Source organism: Modestobacter muralis (genome assembly GCF_010682105.1).
GTDB lineage: Bacteria > Actinomycetota > Actinomycetes > Mycobacteriales > Geodermatophilaceae > Modestobacter > Modestobacter muralis.
On record NZ_JAAGWH010000053.1, the window covers coordinates 25,548 to 46,543 of the forward strand.

Here is a 20,996-nt window from a genome sequence, read left to right on the forward strand (position 1 = left end):
CGGGACGCCGGTCCCCGGTGGTGCACGTGCCGGCGGGGACCGGTCGGGCCGCAGCGCTCCACATCCGCGGCGCGGTGCCGATGCAGAGGACGGTCCCCTCTGCTCAGGAGTCGTCGTGCGCGTCCTGCCCCGCCCCCGGTCCCGACGGGTCGCCCTGTCCGGTGCCGCCGTCCTGCTCGCCGCGGCCCTGCCCCTCGCCGTCCCGCCCCTGGCGTCCGCCGGGGGGCCGGCGGGCAGCACCGTCGTGGGGGAGCTCGTCCAGGGCTACGCCGACCCCGGCCCGGAGGAGCACCACGGGGCGGACGGGGGCGACGCGCACGGCGGGTTGCTGAGCTGGGTGCAGACCGGCGCCACCGCGGCCGTGCGGGTGCCCACCGACGACGTGACCGGGCTCGAGGCCGGTGCCACGCTGCGGGTCGCCCTGGGCGGGGAGGTGCGCGACGCGGGCGTCACCGAGGCCGGTCTCGCGCCGGCGCGAGACGTGCTGTCCGCCGCGGTGGTCGCCCCGGCGGACCCCGGCGCCGCGGCACCGGCGGCCCTCGCCCAGCAGCAGGTGACGGTGGTGATGCTGCAGCCGGCCGGGAGCAGCAGCCAGCGGGCCGCCGACCGCACGACGCTGGCCGACGTGGTGGCCGCGGTGAACGGGCCGGTCAGCGACTTCTGGGTCCGGCAGAGCGGGGGTGCGGTGCGCCCCACCGTCGTCGCCGGCCACGACTGGACGACGACCGACGCCGGCTGCGGCACGCCCTGGTCGCTCTGGGACGCGGCGGCCCGGGTGGCCGGCTGGACCCCGGGGTCGGGCCGGCACCTGCTCGTGTACGTCCCGGCCGGCGCCCCGGGCTGCGCCTACGGCCTGGGCACCGTGGGCACCTCGCTGGACGACGGCGGACTGGCCTACGTGCAGTCGACCGCCACCTCGGTGGTCGCCCACGAGTTCGGCCACAACCTCGGGCTCGGGCACTCCTCGGCGGTCCAGTGCGACGGCGCCGTCGAGTCCGGCGACTGCCTGGTCGCCTCCTACGGCGACCAGTACGACGTCATGGGCGTCTCCTGGGGCCCGGTCGGCACCCTCAACCGGGTCCAGGCGGCGCTGCTGGGCCTCCTCCCCGGCGCCGAGGTCGCCGAGGTCCGCGCGCCGGCCGAGGTGGCCCTCGCCCCGGTCTCGGCGGGCTCGGGGGTCCGCGCGGCCCGCTACGTCGACCCGGTGAGCGGGGACGTCTACTGGCTGGAGTACCGGACGGCGAGCGGCCAGGACGCCTGGCTCGGCGACGCCACCGTGAACTGGCCGCGGCTGCAGCCGGGGGTGACCGTCCGGGTCGGGAGCCACGGTGACGACACGTCGCTGCTGCTGGACGCCACCCCCTCGCCGCGGTCGGGCTGGCGGGACGACCGCGCCACGGCCCTCCCCGTGGGCATGTCGGTGCCGGTCGGCAGCGCGGGCGTGCGGGTGACCGTCCTCCGCCAGGGCGCCGCGGCCGCCGTCGTCCGGGTGGCCGTCGAGGTGTCACCGGTCGAGCTGGCGTACCGCGCCACCGGCGGGGCAGCGGGTCCGCTCGGCGCGGCGACCGCAGCCGAGCTGTGCGGGCTGCGCGACCGCGGGTGTCTGCGGACCTACGAGCGCGGCAGCATCTACTGGTCGCCGGCGACGGGTGCCCGGGTGGTGCCGGCCGGGCCGGTCGCGGACCGGTGGGCACGGGCGGGCTGGGAGAACGGCGCGCTGGGCTGGCCGGTCTCGGACGCCACCTGCGGGCTGGCCGGCGGCGGCTGCTTCCAGCACTTCCAGGGCGGGTCGGTGTACGTCAGCGCGGGGACCCCGGCGACGGTGGTGACTGGTGCGGTGCGCGACCGGTGGGGCGCCGCGGGCTGGGAGAACGGCGCGCTGGGCTACCCGAGCGCAGAGCAGGTGTGCGGGCTGCGCGACGGCGGCTGCTTCCAGCAGTTCCAACGGGGCGCGCTGTACCAGTCGCCGGCCACCGGTGTCCGGGTGGTGCTGGCCGGCGCGGTGGCCGACCGGTGGGCCCGGGCGGGCTGGGAGAACGGGGCCCTGGGCTGGCCGGTGTCGGACTCGGCCTGCGGGTTGCCGGCGAGCGGCTGCTTCCAGCAGTTCCAGGGCGGCGCGGTCTACGTCAGCACGGGGACGCCGGCCACGGTGGTCACCGGTGCGCTGCGCGACCGCTGGGGCGCCTCGGGCTGGGAGCGGGGACCGCTGGGCTACCCGGTGGCCGAGCAGGTGTGCGGCCTGCGCGACGGTGGCTGCTTCCAGCAGTTCCAGCGGGGCGCGGTCTACCGCTCCGACGCCACCGGCGCCCGCCTCGTGCCGGCCGGTCCGGTCGCCGACCGCTGGGCCCGCACCGGCTGGGAGAACGGCGCGCTGGGGTACCCGGTCGCCGAGCAGGTCTGCGGGCTGCGCGACGGCGGGTGCTTCCAGCCGTTCCAGGGCGGGTCGGTCTACTGGTCCCCGACCACCGGGGCGCACCCCGTGGACGGTGACATCCGCACCCGCTGGGGCCAGTTGGGCTGGGAGAACGGCCAGCTCGGCTACCCGGTCGCCGCGGTCGTGGTGCTGTCCAACGGCGACACCTCGCAGCGTTTCCACGGGGGGACGCTGCTCCGGTCGGCGAGCACCCGGGCCGTCCGCGTCCTCTGAGCCGACCCGGGCGGGACGACGGACGCCGTCCCGCCCGGGGGATCAGCCGGCGTCGGCGATGCTGCAGAGGACGGCGCCGCTGGTGACGGCGGCGCCGACCTCGGCGGTGAGCCCGGAGACGACACCGGCCTTGTGCGCGGTGATCGGCTGCTCCATCTTCATCGCCTCCAGGACGACGACGAGGTCACCGGCGGCGACGGTCGCCCCGTCGGCGACGGCGACCTTCACGATGGTGCCCTGCATCGGCGCGGTCAGGGCGTCCCCGGAGGCGGCTGCGCCACCGGAGCCGCCGCTGCGCCGGCGCGCCTTCGCGGCGGCGGCGGCGGCGGGAGCGCCGCCGGCGGCCAGCCCGGCCGGCAGGGTCACCTCGAGCCGGCGGCCACCGACCTCGACCACGACGGTCTGCCGGCCCTCGGCGTCGGCGGCCTCGACCGGCGCGGCGGAGTAGGCGGGGACCTGGTTGTCCCACTCGGTCTCGATCCAGCGGGTGTGCACGGTGAACGGCTCGCTGGTGAAGGCGGCGTCGCGCACCACGGCCCGGTGGAACGGGACGACGGTGGGCATGCCCTCCACGACCAGCTCGTCCAGCGCGCGGGCCGCCCGCTGCAGCGCCTCGGCCCGGGTGGCCCCGGTGACGATGAGCTTGGCCAACATGGAGTCGAACGCGCCGGCCACCTCACCGCCGGCCTCGACGCCGGAGTCCCAGCGCACGCCGGGTCCCTGCGGGACGACGAGCCGGGTGACCGGGCCGGGGGCGGGCATGAAGTTGCGGCCGGCGTCCTCGGCGTTGATCCGGAACTCGATGCTGTGCCCGCGGGGCACCGGGTCCTCGGTGATCTCCAGCGGCAGGCCGTCGGCGATCCGGAACTGCTGGCGCACCAGGTCGATGCCCGAGGTCTCCTCACTCACCGGGTGCTCGACCTGCAGCCGGGTGTTGACCTCCAGGAAGGAGATCGAGCCGTCGGTGCCGACCAGGTACTCGACGGTGCCCGCGCCCACGTAACCGGCGGCCAGGCAGATGGCCTTGGCCGAGGAGTGGATGCGCTCGCGCTGCTCGGCGGTGAGGAACGGCGCGGGGGCCTCCTCGACCAGCTTCTGGTTGCGCCGCTGCAGCGAGCAGTCCCGGGTGCCGACGACGATCACGGTGCCGTGGGTGTCGGCGAGCACCTGGGCCTCGACGTGGCGGGGTTCGTCCAGGAACCGCTCGACGAAGCACTCGCCGCGGCCGAAGGCGGAGACCGCCTCGCGGACGGCGGAGTCGAACAGCTCGGGGATCTCCTCCATGGTGCGGGCGACCTTGAGGCCGCGGCCGCCGCCGCCGAACGCGGCCTTGATCGCCACCGGCAGCCCGTGCTCCTGCGCGAAGGCGACGACCTCCTCGGCGTTCGCCACCGGGTCCTTGGTGCCGGGCACCAGCGGGGCGCCGGCGCGCATCGCGATGTGCCGCGCGGCGACCTTGTCGCCGAGGTCGACGATCGCCTGCGGGGACGGCCCGATCCAGGTCAGCCCGGCGTCGATGACCGCCTGGGCGAAGTCGGCGTTCTCGGACAGGAACCCGTACCCGGGGTGCACCGCGTCCGCGCCGGACCGGCGGGCGGCGTCCAGGATCTTGTCGATGACCAGGTAGGAGTCGCCCGGCGTGGTGCCACCGAGGGCGAAGGCCTCATCGGCGCTGCGCACGTGCAGGGCGTCGCGGTCGGGCTCGGCGTACACCGCGATGCTGGTCAGCCCGGCGTCCCGGCACGCACGCGCCACCCGTACCGCGATCTCACCGCGGTTGGCGATCAGGACCTTCTGCACGTTCGCACTCCCTCGACGACGACCATCGGACTGTAGTCAGCCGGGGCGGTGGGTCGGTGCGGTGGGCGGCGCCACCCGCGGCGGGCCGGTGTGACGCCGGTCGCCGCGACGCGCGCCGCCAGTGAGTCGATCGGCCCGTTCTGCCCTAGGTTCTGCCCATGGCCGTCGACGGGGACATGCTCGCTGCGCAGGTGGCCCAGGGGCGTGCCCTCAACGGCAGCTTCGACGACGACCCCGAGCAGTACGACGACCTGCGGGCCGCCGGGCACATGGCGCGGCGGCGGGTGGCGTTCTTCAGCATGGCGGTCCACCGCACCCCCGGACCGGTGGTCGAGCTGGGCTGCGGCACCGGCACGCTGCTGCGCCAGCTGGCGGCCGCCCACCCCGACCGGTCCTTCCTCGGCGTCGAGCCGCTGGCCAACTACGTCGACTTCGCCCGGCGGGAGGCGGCGGCGCTGGGGCTGTCCAACGTCCGGTTCGAGGCGGCGACGGGGGAGGTGCTGGGCACGGTCGTCCCGCCGGGGTCGGCCGGCCTGGTCATCAGCGTCGACGCCCTGCACCACGTCCAGGACCTCGACCGGGTCGTGGACGAGGTCTTCACCGCCACGAGGCGCAGCGGCCGCTGGGTGGCCATGGAGCCCGACCGGCTGCACCCCTACGTGCTGGCCTACCACGTGCTGACCGAGGGGGAGCGCACCTTCCCGGCCCGTGACTTCCTGCGGCGCGCCCGGTCCCGCGGCTGGGCGCTCGTCCGGCGGCGGCGGCTGTTCACCTACCCCAGCGGCGTGGCCCGGGTCCCCGGCTGGGCCGCGCGCCTGGAGCGGCGCTGGGAGCACCGTCCGTTCCTCGCGGGGGCGATCGTCCACGACCTCGTGCGTCCCTGAGCTGCGGCCTCAGCGCACCCAGAGGTCGGTGAGCCGGACTCCCAGCCGCGCGAGCTGCGTGCGCAGCAGCGGGAGCGACAGCCCGACGACGCCGGACGGGTCACCCTCGACCCGGCGGACGAACGGTGCGCCCAGCCCGTCGAGGGTGAAGGCGCCCGCGACGTGCAGCGGCTCGCCGGAGCCCAGGTAGGCCTCCAGCTCCTCGGGCGTGGGGGTGGCGAAGTGCACGACGGTGGAGGAGACCGCGACGTCCCGGGCGGCGATGCCCCCGTCGCGGACGTCGAGGACGGCCTGGCCGGTGTGCAGCGTGCCGCAGCGGCCGCCCATCCGCAGCCAGCGCAGGCGTGCCTCGGCGGCGTCGGCCGGCTTGCCCAGCGGCTCGCCGCGGAACTCCAGCAGCGAGTCCGCCCCCAGGACCAGCGCGTCGTCGGTCTGCTCGGCGACGGCGCGGGCCTTGGCGGTGGCCAGCAGCGCCACCAGCTCCGGCACCCGCGGCGCGGTGACCGCCGACTCGTCCACGCCGCTGACGACGACCTCGGGTGCGAGCCCCGCCTGGCGCAGCAGCGCCAGCCGGGCCGGGGACTGGGACGCCAGCACCAGACGCCGGCTCATGCCGGGCCCCCGGCCGCACGCCAGCCACCGGGGCCGACCTGCAGCGGACGGCGCAGCAGGCCGGCCCGCGCCGACCAGCCCCCGACCGGCAGCGGAGGACGGCGCGCGGGACGGCGCTGGGACAGGGCGGAGACCACGACGGTGAGCGCGGCCAGCTCCTCCGCGGTCGGCTCGCCCTTCACGACCTGCAGTATCGGGACGCCGGTCACAGCGGGATGTTCCCGTGCTTCTTGGGCGGCAGCGTCTGGCGCTTGTTCGCCAGCAGCCGCAGCGCCCGGACGACGTGGACGCGGGTGTGCGAGGGCGGGATGACCGCGTCGACGTACCCGCGGTCGGCGGCGACCCAGGGGTTGGCCAGGGTGTCCTCGTACTCGGTGACCAGCTCGGCGCGCAGGCCCTCGGGGTCCTCGGCGGCGGCCAGCTCACGGCGGTACAGCAGGCCGACCGCACCCTGCGCGCCCATGACGGCGATCTGCGCGGTCGGCCAGGCCAGGTTCACGTCGGCGCCCAGGTGCTTGGAGCCCATGACGTCGTAGGCGCCGCCGTAGGCCTTGCGGGTGATCACGGTGATCAGCGGGACGGTGGCCTCGGCGTAGGCGTAGAGCAGCTTGGCCCCGCGCCGGATGATCCCGTCCCACTCCTGCGACGTCCCGGGCAGGAAGCCGGGGACGTCGACGAAGGTCAGGACCGGGATGTTGAAGGCGTCGCAGGTGCGCACGAAGCGGGCGGCCTTCTCGCTGGCGTCGATGTCCAGGGTGCCGGCCAGCTGGGTGGGCTGGTTGGCCACCACGCCCACCGGGCGGCCCTCGACCCGGCCGAAGCCGACCAGGATGTTGGGCGCCCACAGCGCCTGCACCTCGAGGAACTCCTCGTCGTCCAGGACGTGGGTGAGCACGGTGTGCATGTCGTAGGGGGTGTTGGGGGAGTCGGGGATGAAGGTGTCGAGCTCCCGGTCGGCCTCGGTGAGGGCCTCGGGCAGCGCGACGTCGACCGGGGCGACCTCGACCACCGGCAGCGGGTCGAGGTTGTTGCTGGGCAGGTGGGCCAGCAGGGCCTTCACGTAGTCCAGCGCGTCGGTCTCGTCCTCGGCCAGGTAGTGGGCGACCCCGGAGCGGGTGTTGTGGGTGCGTGCCCCGCCCAGCTCCTCCAGCGTCACGTCCTCGCCGGTGACGGTCTTCACCACGTCGGGGCCGGTGATGAACATCTGGCTGGTCTTGTCGACCATCACGATGAAGTCGGTGAGCGCGGGGGAGTAGACGTGCCCGCCGGCCGCGGCACCCAGGACCAGGGAGATCTGCGGGACGACGCCGGAGGCGTGCACGTTGCGCCGGAAGATCTCCGCGTAGAGGCCGAGGCTGACCACGCCCTCCTGGATGCGCGCGCCGCCGCCCTCGTTGATGCCGATGACCGGGCACCCGGTGCGCACCGCGAGGTCCAGCACCTTGACGATCTTCTCGCCGTACACCTCGCCGAGGCTGCCGCCGAAGACGGTGACGTCCTGGGAGAAGACGCAGACCTGGCGACCGTCGACCGTGCCGTAGCCGCTGACCACGCCGTCGCCGTACGGGCGGCGGGCCTCCATGCCGAAGTTCGTGGAGCGGTGCCGGGCGAACTCGTCGAGCTCGGTGAACGAGCCTGGGTCCAGCAGCGCCTCGATCCGCTCGCGGGCGGTCATCTTGCCCGCGGCGTGCTGCTTCTCCACGGCACGTTCGGAGCCGGCGTGCGTCGCCGCCTCCACCCGCCGCTCGTACTCGGCCAGCTTCCCGGCGGTGGTGTGCGGGTCAGGAGCTGTGTTCTCCGGTTCAGCGGCACTCACAGCGCCGTAGCGTAGGTGACGTGCCCGACGCCGCCTCCCCCGCAGCTCCTCACCCCGACCGGCCGGCGCTGGACGCCGCCGCGCTGACCGCCGCGGTCGCCGGGTCCAGCGCGCTGTGGCGGTCGGTCGAGGTCGTCGAGGAGATCGGCTCCACCAACGCCGAGCTGGCCGCCCGCGCCGCCGCCGGGGAGCCGGCCGGGCTGGTGCTGGTCGCCGAGCACCAGGTCACCGGCCGCGGCCGGCTCGACCGCAGCTGGACCTCCCCGCCGCGGGCCGGGCTCACCGTCTCGGTGCTGGTGCGCCCCGACGTCCCGGCGGCCCGGCGGGCCTGGCTGTCGCTGCTCACCGGGGTCGCGCTGGCCGAGGCGGTGGCCGGGGTGGCCGGCGTCCGCACGTCGCTGAAGTGGCCCAACGACCTGCTCGCCGCCGACGGGTCGAAGCTGGCCGGCATCCTCGCCGAGGGCTCGGGGCAGGCGGTGGTCATCGGGGCCGGGGTCAACGTCTCCACCCGCGCCGACGAGCTGCCCGACACCGGCACGTCGCTGGAGCTGGCCACCGGCGCCCCGGTCGACCGGGCCGCGCTGCTGCTGGCCTGGCTGCGGGCGTTCGAGACCCGGTACACCCGCTGGGTCGAGGTGCTCGGTGACCCGGTGGTGTCGGGGCTGGCCCGCGACTACCTGGCCTGGTGCTCCACCGTGGGCACGACGGTCACCGTGACCCTGCCCGACGGCTCGACCCTCGACGGCGTCGCCGAGGCCGTCGACTGGGACGGCCGGCTCGTGGTGCGCACCGACGGCGGCGTCGTCGAGCTGGCGTCGGGCGACGTGCGGCACGTCCGTCCCCGCAGCTGAGCGGTCAGCCGCAGTCGTCGTGCAGGCGGTAGAGGGCCGCGTCGTCGGCTGAGGCCACGAGGTCGGCGACGTCGGCCAGCGCCGGGCTCCACGCCTCCCGCTCGTCGACGTAGACCCAGCGCACGCCCTCGGCCCGCATCCGGGCGCAGCCGGCGGCCGACGGGGCCGCGATCAGCGCGTCGTTGGCGGCCAGCAGCTCCGGGTCGTCGTAGTCGGCGGTGTCGTTCCCCGACGACGTCCAGGTGTAGTCGTAGGACCACCCCTCGACCAGCACCCGCCGCTCGGAGAAGGCGGCGACGGTGAACCACCGCGCGTCGCAGTCGCCGACGTCGCCGCGCAGGCAGTGCTTGTTGGTGACGACCAGGTCCTCGGGGTCCGACCGCTCACGCAGCTCGGCCATCACCGCCAGCTGGCCGTCGCTGACCGTCGCGTCGCTCGGGACGGCCTCGACGGTGACCGAGGCGTGCAGCACCTCCGGCAGCGCCCAGGGCTGCAGGGCCAGCACCAGGACCGGCAGCGCCCACACGACCGGCCACAGCCCACCGCGGCGCCGGGCCACGGCCAGGCCGACGACGACCAGCCCGGCGAGGACCAGGGCCGCGGCGAGGGCGAGGCGGACCGGCCCGGAGGTGGCGGACAGGGCCGCCGGCGGCCGGGACACCAGCTGTGTGGCCACGACGGCGGCCGCCACGGGTACCAGCACCAGCGGTCCCAGAGCACGCACCGCCCCGGCCAGCAGCACCGCCAGGCCCACGACCAGCAGCGGCCAGCAGGCGTGGAAGAAGTAGAGCTGGGAGAACGACGGGTGCCCGAAGACGGCCAGCCCCAGGACCCCGGCGAGCGCGCCGCCCACCAGCGCCGGCTGGCCCGCGGCTGCCTGCGGCGTCCACCGGTGGAGCAGCAGCAGGGCGCTGGTCATCGCCACCATCACCGCGACGGAGGCCAGCTGCAGCAGCGGGCCGTCGTGGCCCACGGTGGCACCGGCCGGCAGGAAGCTCAGCGGCTCGACCCGGAAGCTCCCCGAGGACCGGGTCACCCCCAGCGTGGCGCCCACGACCGCGACCACGACGGCGACCGACGACCAGGTGAGCAGCAGGCGGCGGTCCCGGTCGCGCAGCCAGGCCAGCCAGGTCAGGCCCACGGCGCCCAGGACCGGCAGCACCGCCCCGCCACGGCCGCCGGCCGCGGCGAAGGTCAGCAGGAACAGCAGCAGGACCGACGCCGCCCGGGCACCCCGGGGTCCGCGTGGGGTGCGCACCTGCAGCACGAGGACGACGACGACCGCCAGCACCAGGGCGTTGGTGGAGTCGCGGTTGATCAGCACCCAGCCCGGCGTCTGCTGCACCTGCTCGACGGTGGCCAGGACCGGGCCGCGCATGACCGCGAACAGCACCGGGGCCAGCGCGGCGGCCAGCCGGTTGCGGCTCACCACCCACGCGCAGCCGGCCAGCGCCACCGGCACCAGGACCGCCATCAGCGCCGGCCCGACCGCCAGCACGAGCTGCGCGGCCGTCGCGCCGGTCGCGTTGCCCAGCAGCCCGAGCGTGCCGAAGAACAGCCACGAGTAGCCGATCGGGACGTCGGGGATCCACGGGTAGACCTCGGGTGCCCGGGCCATGGCCTCGGCGGTGAGCGCGATGTGCCAGGTGACGTCGACGTAGTAGACGCGGAACGGGCCGGCCCCCGCCGACGGGCCGATCCGGTCGGCCAGCACCGGCGCGGCGAGCAGCCACGCGCCGGCCAGGCCCCACAGCGCCGGCGCGTGGCGGGTGAGCCGCGCCCACCGGTCCTCCGCCGGGGACCGCCAGCCGGTGCGGGCAGCGGGCAGCAGCCAGGCCAGGGCCGGCGCCGCGACGACCACCCACCGCAGGCCCGCCCAGCCGGCGACGCCGGACAGCCACACCGCGGTCCCGGCGACGGCCAGGCCGACGACCGCGCCGACGAGCAGGCGCACGGCAGCGCCGGCCCGCGGCAGCGCGAGGGCCACGAGACCGCAGTGCAGCGCGGTGAGCCCGGCGACGGCGAGCACGGAGCGGACCGTGAGACCCGGGCCCACGACGCCGGCGAGCACCCACAGCAGCGCGGCCAGGCCCACGCCTGCGGCGAGGACGGCGAGCAGACCGGGGACGGGACCGGGCGCCGGGTGGACGGCCGTCACGCCCGCGCCCCCGACCGGCCGGCCGGTGCGCTCCCGGCCGACCCGGTCGTCGCGGCGGTCGACGTCCACGGGCCTCCTCCCTGCGCTGGGCGCGGTCACCGGTGGCGGGCGGGGCCGCGCCGGCCCCGGGCCCCTCGGCGATGCTAGGCACGGTGCCGCGCGGGTGAGGGGAGGGACACGGTCACCACGGCGGGGGTGCCCTCGATCGGGCCGGTGCTCGGGCATCCTCAGGGGGTGCCGTACCCCGACAAGGTCCTCGGCGAGGACGAAGAGGTCGTCCGCCACCTGCACCCGCACTGGCTGACCGTCCTGCGGCCCGTCGTGCTCTTCCTCGTGCTGGTCGGGGCGACGTCCTTCGGTGCCGCGCTGGTGCCGGCGGGGGCGGACCAGGGGACGTGGCGGCTGGTCCTGGTCGCGGCCGCGCTGGTCCTCGCCCTGGTGTTCGTCGCCGTCCCGCTGCTGCGCTGGCGGACGACGCACTACGTGCTCACCACCCACCGGCTGCTGTTCCGCACCGGGGTGCTGGCCCGGCACGGCCGGGACATCGGGCTGTCCCGGATCACCGACGTCTCCTTCCGGCAGAGCCTGTGGGACCGGGTCGTGAACTCCGGCACGGTCTCGATCGAGACCGCGGGGGAGGGCGGGGCCACGGTGTTCTCCGCGATCCCCGACAGCGAGGGCGTGCAGCAGTTGCTCAACCAGCTGGTCGAGGAGGACGCCGACCGGCGGGCCGCCCGCGGCGGGTCCCCGGCCGCCGGCCACCAGCCCTGGGAAGCCTACGACGGGCAGCACCCCACCGAGCGGTTCTGAGCCCGGACCCGGCGACGGACGGCGGGCCGCGTCCGGTCCTGTCGGAGGGGCGACCTACCGTGCGGGGCATGCGGCTGCTGCACACCTCCGACTGGCACGTCGGCCGTTCCCTGCACGGCACCGACCTCCTCGCCGAGCAGGAGGCGGTGCTCGGTGCCCTCGCCGACGTGGTGGCCGCCGAGGGGGTCGACGTGGTCCTGGTCGCCGGGGACGTCTACGACCGCGCGGTGCCCTCCGCCGACGCGACCGGCGTGTTCAGCCGGGTCGTCAACCGCCTCCTCCGGGCCGGCGCGCAGGTCGTGCTGACCCCGGGCAACCACGACTCCGCCCGCCGGCTCGGCACCCTGTCGGAGGTGCTCGCCGCCGGTGGGCTGCACGTCCGCGCCGACACCCCGCGGCTCGACGAGCCGGTGCTGTTCACCGACGAGCACGGGGAGGTGGCCGTCTACGGGCTGCCCTACCTGGAGCCGGAGATCGCCCGCCACGAGCTGGGCCTGCCCGAGGCCCGCAGCCACGAGGCGGTGCTCGCCGCGGCGATGACGCGGGTCCGGGCCGACCTGTCCCGGCGGCCGGGCGCGCGGTCGGTCGTGCTGGCGCACGCCTTCGTGGGGGGCGGCCAGCCGAGTGAGAGCGAGCGCGACATCGCCGTCGGCGGGGTGGACCTGGTGCCGGCCGGGGTCTTCGACGGCGTCGACTACGTCGCCCTGGGCCACCTGCACCGCCCGCAGTCCCTCAGCGACCGGGTGCGCTACAGCGGCTCGCCGCTGGCCTACTCCTTCGGCGAGGCCGGGCAGCAGAAGCAGGCCTGGCTCGTCGACCTCGACGCCGGTGGCCTGGCCGGGGTGCGGGCCGTGCCGCTGCCGACGCCGCGCCGGCTCACCGTGCTGCGCGGCGAGCTGCCCGAGCTGCTCGCCGACCCGGCCCTCGCTCCGGTCGAGGAGCACTTCGTCTCCGTGCAGCTCAGCGACCCGGTCCGCCCGGTCGACCCGATGCGCCAGCTGCAGGGCCGGTTCCCGCACTGCGTCCACCTGGAGTGGACCGGTTCGGGCCCGGGCACCGACACCCGCTCCTACACCGAGCGGCTCTCCGGCCGCAGCGACCTCGAGGTCGCCGGGGAGTTCGTCACCCACGTCCGCGGCGGGGTCGAGGCCAGCGCCGTCGAGCGGGAGCTGCTGGGTCGGGCGCTCGCCGCCGCGGCGCGCGCCGAGGCGGCGCTGTGAGGGTGCACCGGCTGGAGCTGACCGCGTTCGGCCCGTTCGCCGACACGGTCGCCGTCGACCTCGACGAGGTCGGCCGCGACGGGCTGTTCCTGCTCTGGGGCCCCACCGGCGCGGGCAAGACCACCCTGCTCGACGCGGTCGTCTACGCCCTCTACGGAACCGTCCCCGGGGCCCGCGGGCAGGAGCGCCGGCTGCGCAGCGACCACGCCGGCCCCGGCGTGCGCACCGAGGTCCAGTGCGAGGTCACCCTGGGCGGGGAGCGCCTGCTGGTGGTCCGCCGTCCCGAGCAGCAGCGCCCCAAGCTCAAGGGCACCGGCGTCACCAAGGAGCAGGCGAGGCTCACCGTCCAGCGGTGGACCGGTGCCGGCTGGGAGCCGGTGAGCACCCGTATCGACGAGGGCTCCGAGCACCTGCGCACCCGGCTGGGGCTCTCGGCCGAGCAGTTCTGCCAGGTCGTGCTGCTGCCCCAGGGCGACTTTGCCCGGTTCCTGCGGGCCGAGCCCGAGGAGCGCGGCAAGCTGCTCCAGACCCTGTTCGACGTGAGCCGGTTCGGCCAGGTCGAGGGGTGGCTCGACGAGCAGCGCCGCGCCGCCGAGGGCGAGCTGCGGGCGGTCGCGGGGCAGGCCGGCACGTTGCTGGCCCGCGTCGCCCAGGTCGCCGACGTCGCGGTGCCCGAGGAGCTGGCACCCGACCTCGTGGGCGCCCCCTCGTCCGCACGTGCAGGTACCTGGGTGCACCGGGTGCGGGCCGGGGCCGCCGAGCACCTGCGCGCGCAGGAGCGGGCGGCCGCGGAGGCGGCGGCCGAGGTGGTCCGGGTCGACGCCGTGCTGGCCGCGGCCCGGGCCGAGGTCGACCGGCACGTCCGCCGCGACCGCGCGCGGGCCGAGCGGGCCCGGCTGGCCGCCGAGGCCGACGAGCTCGAGCCGCTGCGCGACCTGCTGGACGCCGGCACCCGGGCCGAACCGGTCCGCGACGTGCTGGAGGCCGCCGGGCGCGTCGCACTGGACGCCGAGCACGCCGCCGGGCAGCTGGCCGGGGCGCGGCGGTCCTGGGCCGCCGTCGCGGCCGGTCGGCCCGCCGACACCGCGCTGGCCCGCGCGCTGCGGGACGAGGCAGCCTCCCTGCGGGCCCTGCTGCCGGAGGTCGACCGGGCCGCCGCGCTCACCACCGCGGTCGGCCGCGGCGTCCGCCGGGTCGAGGACCTGGAGCGCCGCAGCACCGCCGACGACGCCGCGGCCGAGGCCTGGCCGGCCCGGGTGGCCGCCCAGGAGCAGGTGGTCGAGGCTGCCGCCGAGGCCGCCGCGCGGCTGCCGGGGCTGACCGAGGCCCTGGAGCGCGGCCGGGCAGCGGTGCGGGCCGCCGCCGCGGTGCTCTCCCTCACCGCCCGGTCGCAGGAGCAGCACGACCGGGCCACCGCCGCCCGGGAGACCTGGTTGGACGCCCGCGAGCGCTGGACCGACCTGCGGGCCCAGCGGCTGGAGGGCATGGCGGCCGAGCTGGCCGCCGGCCTCGCCGACGGCGCCGACTGCCCGGTGTGCGGCGCCCACGAGCACCCCCGGCTGGCCGTGCACACCGGCCCCGTCGTCACCCAGGCCGACGAGGACGCCGCCCGCGCCACCACCGACCGGCTCGAGGCAGCGCACCGGGCCGTCCAGCAGCAGGCCGAGCAGACCGAGCGCGAGCTGGCCGCGCTGCGCGCCCGGGCCGGCAGCACGCCGCTCGCCGAGCAGGAGGCGGCGCTGGCCGCGGCGGCGGCGGAGGAGCGGGTGGTCCGCGACCGGGCCGGCGCACTCGACGGCGCCCGCCGGGCACTCGCCGCATTCGTCGCCGAACGGGACGCCGCGGTGACCGCCCGGGCTGCCACCCGCGAGGAGCTGGCCCTGGCCCGCGCCGAGCTCGCCGCCACCCGGGACCAGCTCGCCGACGTCGAGCAGCGGCTCACCGCGGCCCGGGGCGAGGACGCCGGCCTCGCCGAGCGGATCCGGCGCCTGACCGGCGAGGCCGAGTGCTGCGAGGCGCTCGTCGACGCCGAGGGCGCCGAGCTGCGGTCCCGCGCCGTGGCCGACGCCGCGCAGCGGCTGGCCCGGGAGCGGGTGGTCGAGGCCGGCTTCCCCGACCTGCTGGCCGCCGCCGACGCCCTGCTCGACCGTGGGCGCGCCGCCACGATCGGCGCCCGGGTGGCCGGGCACGACCAGCAGTGGCAGGTCGTCAACGCCACCCTGGCCGAGCCCGAGCTGGCCGACCTCGCCCCGCGGCCCGACGTCGAGGCGATCACCGCCACCTGCCGCACGGCCACCACCGCCCGCGAGGACGCCGTCGCCGCGCTGGCCCAGGCGCGGGCGCGCACCACCGCGCTCGACGGGCTGGCCGCCGACCTGACCGCCGTCGAGGTCGAGCTCGACGAGCGGCGGGCCGCGGCCGAGCAGGTGACCGCGCTCGCCGACCTGGTCAACGGGCGGGGGGCGAACACCCTGCGCATGCGGCTGCAGTCCTTCGTGCTCGCCGCGCGGCTGGAACAGGTGGCCGAGGTGGCGAGCCGTCGGCTGCGCGACATGTCCGGTGGGCGCTACACGTTCCTGCACAGCGACGCCCAGGGCCGGCACGGTGCCCGCGGTGGCCTCGGCCTCGACGTGCTCGACGAGTACACCGGCGTGCGCCGGCCCACCAAGACCCTCTCCGGTGGCGAGAGCTTCATGGCCTCCCTCGCCCTGGCGCTCGGCCTGGCCGACGTGGTCACCGCCGAGAGCGGCGGCGTGCAGATCGACACCCTCTTCGTCGACGAGGGCTTCGGCACCCTGGACCCGCAGTCGCTGGACGCGGTGATGACCGTGCTCGACGAGCTCCGCCGCGGCGGGCGCACCGTCGGCGTGATCAGCCACGTCGAGGAGCTGCGCACCCGGATCACCAGCCGACTGGAGGTCGTCAGCGGCCGGGAGGGCTCCCGGCTGGCGAGCTGACGCCCCGGGTCGACCCGGCTGGACCCGACCTCCCGGGTCGGCCTACCGGGTCGGGCCGGGGCCGGCCGATCCTGCGCGGAGTGACCCGGCGGGTCCGGGGTCCAGCGTCCTGGCCCAGTGGTCGACGCCGGGGTCCGCCGCCGACGCGGCCTCGTCGCGGGAGTACCCGGCCCGCCGGAAGAGCGCCCCCGAGGCGGCGTTGTCCACCTTGACGCGGGCGGTGACCCGGCAGTCGGCCGCCGGCCCGGCGGCCAGGAACTCCTCGCCGCAGGCCAGCACCGTGGCCGCCCGGCCCCGGCCCCGCTGCTGCGGGGCGAGGGTGATCGACACCTCCCGGTCGGTGCCGGTGTCCCGGTCGAACCGCACGGTGCCCACCGGGTCCCCGTCGTGCCGCACCAGCAGCAGCTCGCGGTCCGGGTCGGCGAGCACCCGGTCGAACCACGCCCCGTGCTCGGCGGGCGAGACCTCCGCCGGGTTCAGCGAACGGCGCCGGGTCTCCGGGTCGTTCCGCCAGGACAGCAGCAGGTCGCTGTCGGCGGCCGTCGCGGGTGCCACCTCCCAGCCGCGTTGCTCCGGCGCGCTCGACCCCGCCGCCACCGCACTCCACGCGGCCACCAGCCGGGCGGCACCCGCACCGTCGACCTGGTCGGCGGCGGCGGCGGTCAGCGCGGCCAGCCGGTCCGGGTCGTCCAGCAGTTCCCGCAGCGCCCGGGCGCCGTCGTCGGCCAGCTCCTCGGCCGCCCCCAGACCCAGCGCCGCGCCCGCGGTGACCAGCCGGTCGTGGGTCTCGGCCTGGTTGGGCACGACCTGCACCACGGCCATCGGCACCCCGAGGACGGCCAGCTCGGCGGTGGTCGTGCCGCTCGCGGTGATCACGAGCAGCGCGTCGGCGGCCAGCTCCACCAGGTCGGCCGCCGGGCGCCGGCGCACCAGCCGCCCATCGGTGGACGGCTCCTCCCCGGCGGCCGGGTCGAGGGACAGCACCTCCACCGGGACGCCGCCGACCCGCAGCCCGTCGGTGGCCGCCAGCGCCAGGGCCGCCAGCCGGGGCGCGACCCCGGTGGCATCCGTGCCGCCGGCCACGACCAGCACCCGGGCCGCGGGCGTGCGTCCGGTGCGGGTCTGCGCAGCGGTGCGGACCTGCGCACGCACCATCGCCTGGCGAGGCCCGGTCAGCCGGACCCGCGCCGACGACACCACCGCGGCGGTCACGTGCCCGGCGGCGGAGGCGTCGAGCACGACGTGGGCGTCGCGGCGTCCGTACCGGCCGTCCTGCACGGCGCTGACCAGCAGCTCGGCCGGGTCCCCGACGGCACAGTCGAGCTGGTCGTAGGAGTCGACGTGCACCGCCGCGGCACCCAGCTGCCGGGCGAGCGCGTCGAGCGGGCCCGGGCCGGCCGGGTGCACCAGGACGCCCGCGTGCCCGACCATCTCCCGGGCCAGCGGCGCGGTCACCTCACCGACCAGCACGCACCGCCAGCCCGCCGCGCGGGCCGCCTCGGCGACCGCCAGGCAGCGCACCAGGTGACCGACCCCGCCGGCGGGCACCGCGTCGCACCGCAGCAGCACGAGGGGCGCCGTGCCCGGAGCGGTCACGGTCAGCCCTCCTCCAGCGCCTTCTGCTGCACCGCCGCGTTCAGCGCGATGAGCTCCGGGCGGGAGCGCAGCAGCGCCACCAGCTCACGCCACCCCGGCGCCCGGTCGCCCAGCTCGGCGACCACGGCGTCGAGCAGCGCGGCGTCCTCGGCGGTGTCGAGGGTGACCCGCAGGTCCTGCGCGGCCGGGGCGACCACCAGCCCGAGCAGCCGGAAGTCCGCCGGGTGGGACCACACGTAGGAGGTGACGTGCGAGCGGTCGTGGTCGCGGGCCAGGCGCCCGGCCGTCCGCAGCGCGGCCGCGGTGACCAGCTCGACGTCCAGCCCGCGGGGGAGGGTGCGCTGCAGCGTGGTCGCCACGTAGTCGTGCTGGTCCGGCGCGGCCCGCCACGCGCCCACGACGGAGCGCAGCAGCGCCGGGTCGAGCAGCGGGCAGTCGGCGGTCAGCCGCACCACGGCGTCGGCGGGGTGGGCGTCGAGGGCCAGCAGGAAGCGGTCCAGCACGTCGTCGACCGGGCCGCGCACCACGGCCACGCCCTCGATCGTGGCCAGCTCGGCCACCGCGTCGTCCTCGGGGAGGGTGCTGGTGGCCACCACCACCTCGTCGGCGCAGCCGCTCTCGGCGACCGCGCGGAGCACCCAGGAGAGCACCGGACGGCCGGCGAGCGGCCGCAGCACCTTCCCGGGCATCCGGGTGGAGCCCATCCGGGCCTGGACGACAGCTGCGACCCGCACCCGCTCATCCTGCCCCACGGCGCCGACCGCGGCGGAGCCCGCTGCAGCACGCTGTGACACGATCCGGGCACGGGGTCACCGAACGCGGTAGGGGGAACACCTGGTGGAGCTGAGCGGTCGGACTTCTCTCGAGGGGGCCTCGGTCTTCGTCACCGGCGGCACCGGCTCGTTCGGCAAGGCCTTCGTGCGCCGCGCGCTGGAGGAGGGTGCCCGCCGCGTCGTCGTCTTCAGCCGCGACGAGCTCAAGCAGCACGACATGCGCGGTGACTTCCCCGGCGAGGACCGGCTGCGCTGGTTCATCGGTGACATCCGGGACCGCGACCGGCTGCGCCGCGCCATGCACGGGGTCGACGTCGTGGTCCACGCCGCGGCGCTCAAGCAGGTCGACACCGCCGAGTACAACCCGGTCGAGTACATCCGCACCAACGTCAACGGCTCGGAGAACGTGGTCGAGGCCGCCATCGACTGCGGGGTGCAGAAGGTCGTCGCGCTGTCGACGGACAAGGCGTCCAGCCCGATCAACCTCTACGGCGCGACCAAGCTGTCGGCCGACAGGCTGTTCATCTCCGCCAACCACTACGCGGCCCACCAGCCGACCCGGTTCGCCGTGGTGCGCTACGGCAACGTGCTGGGCAGCCGGGGCAGCGTCATCCCCTTCTTCCGCCGGTTGGCCGCCGAGGGCCGGCCGCTGCCGATCACCGACCGCCGGATGACCCGGTTCTGGATCACCCTGCCCCAGGCCGTGGACTTCGTCGTGGAGTCACTGGACCTCATGGTGGGCGGCGAGCTGTACGTCCCGCGCATCCCCAGCAGCCGGCTCATCGACCTGGCCGAGGCCGTCGCGCCCGGCGCGGCGACGGTCGACGTGGGCATCCGGCCGGGGGAGAAGCTGCACGAGGAGATGATCGCCGCCGACGACGCGCGCCGGACGCTGCTCACCGGCGACCGGTACGTGATCACCCCCTACCTCGCCGGCTGGGGGTACGAGCCGCCCGCCGGGGAGCAGGTGCCCGAGGGGCAGGCGTACCAGTCGGACACCAACGACCTCCTGCTCGACGTGGACGGTGTCCGCCGGCTCGTCGAGTCCCTGGACTGAGCGGCGTGCTGCCCTACGCCCGGCAGGAGATCGACGCCTCCGACGTCGAGGCCGTCTCCTCCGCGCTCACCGACCCCTTCCTGAGCACCGGCCCGGCGGTGGCGCGGTTCGAGTCCGACCTCGCCGCCTGGACCGGCGGGCACCCCTCGGTCGTCGTCACCTCCGGCACGGCGGCCCTGCACACCGCCTACGCCGCGGCCGGGGTCGGTCCGGGGCAGCAGGTCGTCGTCCCGCCGCTGACCTTCGTGGCCACCGCCGCGGCCGCCGCGCTGCTGGGGGCGGAGGTCGTCTTCGCCGACGTCGACGAGGCGACCGGCTGCCTGGACCCGGCGGCCGCCGAGGCCGCGCTGACCGAGCGCACGTCCGTGGTCGCCAGCGTCGACTACGCCGGGGCGCCGGCGGACATGGACGCCCTGCGTGCGGTGGCCGACCGGGCCGGCGCGCTGCTGCTCGAGGACGCCGCGCACTCCATCGGCACCACCTGGCGCGGGCGCCCGGTCGGCTCGCTCGCCGACCTGACCACGCTCAGCTTCTTCGCCACCAAGAACCTCACCACCGCCGAGGGCGGTGCGGTGGTGAGCACCTCGCCGGACCTGCACCGCGCGGCCGCCCGGTTCCGCAACCACGGGCTGGTGCGCGACCCGGCCGAGCAGCGGTGGCCGGACGAGGGGCCGTGGCACCAGGAGGTGCACTCCCTGGGGCTGAACTACCGGCTGCCCGACGTGCTGTGCACGCTGGGCTCCAGCCAGCTCCGGCGGCTGGCCGGCTTCGTCGCCCGGCGCGCGGAGATCAGCGCCCGGTACGACGCGGCGCTGGCCGAGGTGGCCGAGGTGCGGACCCCGACCCGGCCGGCCGACGCCGAGGTCGCCTGGCACCTGTACCCGGCCCGGGTCCCCGAGGACGCCCGGCGGCCGCTGTTCGAGCACCTGCGGGCCGCCGGCATCGGCGTCCAGGTCAACTACGTACCTGCCTACTGGCACCCGGTCTTCGCCGACCTGGGCTACCAGCGCGGGCAGTGCCCGGTCGCCGAGCGCTGGTACCGCCAGGAGATCTCGCTGCCGCTGTTCGTCGGCCTCACCGACGACGACGTCGACCGGGTCTGCGACCTGGTCAGGGCCTACTTCGCCGGCTGACCCTCAGGGGCCGACCGGGGCGTCGAGCAGGTCCCAGCCCAGCGGGGTGCCCCGGCGGACCGCGCGGGCGAAGGGGCGCCCGGTCACCTGCTCCAGGGTGCCCGGCAGCAGGCCGCCGGCCGGGCGCAGCGCCCGCACGGTGTCCGGGCCGACGACCTCACCGGCGGCGACGTCGCGGGTGACCCACAGCGAGCGGCGGAAGCGGGCGGTCTCCTCCTCGCCGGGGCGCACCCCGAACGCCGGGCCCGGTGACACGGCGGCCCGGGCGGCGGCGCACTCGCGCACCAGCGCGGCCAGCTCGGACGGCTCCAGGGAGAAGGCGGAGTCGACGCCGCCGCCGTCCCGGCTGAGGGTGATGTGCTTCTCCACGGCCACCGCGCCCAGCGCCACGGCCGCGATCGGCACGCCGATGCCAGGAGTGTGGTCCGACAGCCCCACCGGGACGCCGAAGGCGTCGCGGAGGACGGCGATGTTGGCCAGGTGGCTCTGCGCGGGGTCGGCGGGGTAGGCGGCCGTGCAGCTGAGCAGGACGACCTGGCCGGACCCGGCGCCGCGGGCCGCGGACAGCGCGGCGTCGACCTCCCCGAGGGTGGCCATGCCGGTGGAGATGACCAGCGGCTTGCCCGTGGAGGCGGCCAGCCGGATCAGCGGCAGGTCCAGCAGCTCGGCGGAGGCGATCTTG

At 76.6% G+C, this 20,996-nt stretch carries 16 protein-coding genes; 8 read left to right on the forward strand and 8 right to left on the reverse strand.

All coding sequences use genetic code 11. The features are described from left to right. Positions 1–115 precede the first annotated feature (115 nt). On the forward strand, positions 116–2,647 hold the full coding sequence (locus tag GCU67_RS17940; protein ID WP_163612722.1) for a zinc-dependent metalloprotease family protein: 2,532 nt from the start codon (positions 116–118) through the stop codon (positions 2,645–2,647). Between the two features lie 42 nt (positions 2,648–2,689). On the opposite strand, the gene GCU67_RS17945 is transcribed toward GCU67_RS17940, so the two are convergent. Next, the gene (locus tag GCU67_RS17945; RefSeq protein WP_163612723.1) at positions 2,690–4,447 is read right to left on the reverse strand and encodes an ATP-binding protein; all 1,758 of its coding nucleotides are present in this window, start codon (positions 4,445–4,447) and stop codon (positions 2,690–2,692) included. A gap of 158 nt (positions 4,448–4,605) precedes the next feature. On the opposite strand from GCU67_RS17945, the gene GCU67_RS17950 reads away from it, so the two are divergent. Beyond that, positions 4,606–5,331 carry a class I SAM-dependent methyltransferase gene (locus tag GCU67_RS17950; protein WP_163612724.1) on the forward strand — a complete coding sequence of 242 codons (726 nt, stop codon included), beginning with the start codon at positions 4,606–4,608 and terminating at the stop codon, positions 5,329–5,331. Between the two features lie 9 nt (positions 5,332–5,340). Here the strand turns inward: GCU67_RS17950 and GCU67_RS17955 are convergent, their stop codons facing one another. The 3 genes from GCU67_RS17955 to GCU67_RS17965 are packed head-to-tail and all read right to left on the reverse strand — an operon-like array spanning position 5,341 to position 7,759. Then, positions 5,341–5,943, reverse strand: coding sequence for a Maf family protein (locus GCU67_RS17955; RefSeq protein WP_163612725.1), 603 nt, complete (start codon positions 5,941–5,943; stop codon positions 5,341–5,343). Next, positions 5,940–6,152 carry an acyl-CoA carboxylase epsilon subunit gene (locus GCU67_RS17960; protein ID WP_163612726.1) on the reverse strand — a complete coding sequence of 71 codons (213 nt, stop codon included), beginning with the start codon at positions 6,150–6,152 and terminating at the stop codon, positions 5,940–5,942. The genes GCU67_RS17955 and GCU67_RS17960 overlap by 4 nt, the downstream gene beginning before the upstream one ends. After that, complete coding sequence (locus GCU67_RS17965) at positions 6,149–7,759, reverse strand: carboxyl transferase domain-containing protein (protein WP_163612727.1); 1,611 nt, start codon at positions 7,757–7,759, stop codon at positions 6,149–6,151. The genes GCU67_RS17960 and GCU67_RS17965 overlap by 4 nt, the downstream gene beginning before the upstream one ends. Before the next feature lie 20 nt (positions 7,760–7,779). Between GCU67_RS17965 and GCU67_RS17970 the strand changes: the two genes are divergently transcribed. Further along, positions 7,780–8,610: a biotin--[acetyl-CoA-carboxylase] ligase gene (locus tag GCU67_RS17970; protein ID WP_163612728.1), complete on the forward strand. Its 831-nt coding sequence runs from the start codon at positions 7,780–7,782 to the stop codon at positions 8,608–8,610. 4 nt (positions 8,611–8,614) lie between these two features. On the opposite strand, the gene GCU67_RS17975 is transcribed toward GCU67_RS17970, so the two are convergent. Beyond that, positions 8,615–10,837 (reverse strand): hypothetical protein, encoded by a 2,223-nt coding sequence (locus GCU67_RS17975; protein WP_163612729.1) that lies wholly within the window; start codon positions 10,835–10,837, stop codon positions 8,615–8,617. Between the two features lie 165 nt (positions 10,838–11,002). On the opposite strand from GCU67_RS17975, the gene GCU67_RS17980 reads away from it, so the two are divergent. The 3 genes from GCU67_RS17980 (at position 11,003) to GCU67_RS17990 (ending at position 15,755) form a co-directional block, all read left to right on the forward strand. Continuing rightward, positions 11,003–11,578, forward strand: coding sequence for a PH domain-containing protein (locus tag GCU67_RS17980; protein WP_163612730.1), 576 nt, complete (start codon positions 11,003–11,005; stop codon positions 11,576–11,578). Positions 11,579–11,646: 68 nt separating this feature from the next. Then, a complete protein-coding gene (locus tag GCU67_RS17985; RefSeq protein ID WP_163612731.1) occupies positions 11,647–12,798 on the forward strand; it encodes an exonuclease SbcCD subunit D in 1,152 nt (383 codons plus the stop codon). Further along, positions 12,795–15,755 (forward strand): AAA family ATPase, encoded by a 2,961-nt coding sequence (locus tag GCU67_RS17990; protein WP_163612732.1) that lies wholly within the window; start codon positions 12,795–12,797, stop codon positions 15,753–15,755. The genes GCU67_RS17985 and GCU67_RS17990 overlap by 4 nt, the downstream gene beginning before the upstream one ends. A gap of 42 nt (positions 15,756–15,797) precedes the next feature. Here the strand turns inward: GCU67_RS17990 and GCU67_RS22900 are convergent, their stop codons facing one another. Then, positions 15,798–17,351, reverse strand: a complete 1,554-nt coding sequence (locus tag GCU67_RS22900) for a GNAT family N-acetyltransferase (protein ID WP_163612733.1) — start codon at positions 17,349–17,351, stop codon at positions 15,798–15,800. Positions 17,352–17,353: 2 nt separating this feature from the next. Continuing rightward, a complete protein-coding gene (locus GCU67_RS18000) occupies positions 17,354–18,085 on the reverse strand; it encodes a cytidylyltransferase domain-containing protein (RefSeq protein ID WP_163612734.1) in 732 nt (243 codons plus the stop codon). A gap of 103 nt (positions 18,086–18,188) precedes the next feature. Between GCU67_RS18000 and pseB the strand changes: the two genes are divergently transcribed. Together pseB and GCU67_RS18010 are read left to right on the forward strand one after the other, a co-directional pair. Then, entirely contained in the window at positions 18,189–19,181 is a 993-nt protein-coding gene (gene pseB / locus GCU67_RS18005; protein WP_338105126.1) for a UDP-N-acetylglucosamine 4,6-dehydratase (inverting), read from the forward strand. A gap of 5 nt (positions 19,182–19,186) precedes the next feature. Continuing rightward, the gene (locus GCU67_RS18010; protein WP_211661643.1) at positions 19,187–20,314 is read left to right on the forward strand and encodes a DegT/DnrJ/EryC1/StrS family aminotransferase; all 1,128 of its coding nucleotides are present in this window, start codon (positions 19,187–19,189) and stop codon (positions 20,312–20,314) included. A gap of 3 nt (positions 20,315–20,317) precedes the next feature. On the opposite strand, the gene GCU67_RS18015 is transcribed toward GCU67_RS18010, so the two are convergent. Continuing rightward, positions 20,318–20,996: N-acetylneuraminate synthase family protein (locus tag GCU67_RS18015; protein WP_211661644.1), on the reverse strand; the 679-nt coding region annotated here is incomplete at its 5' end.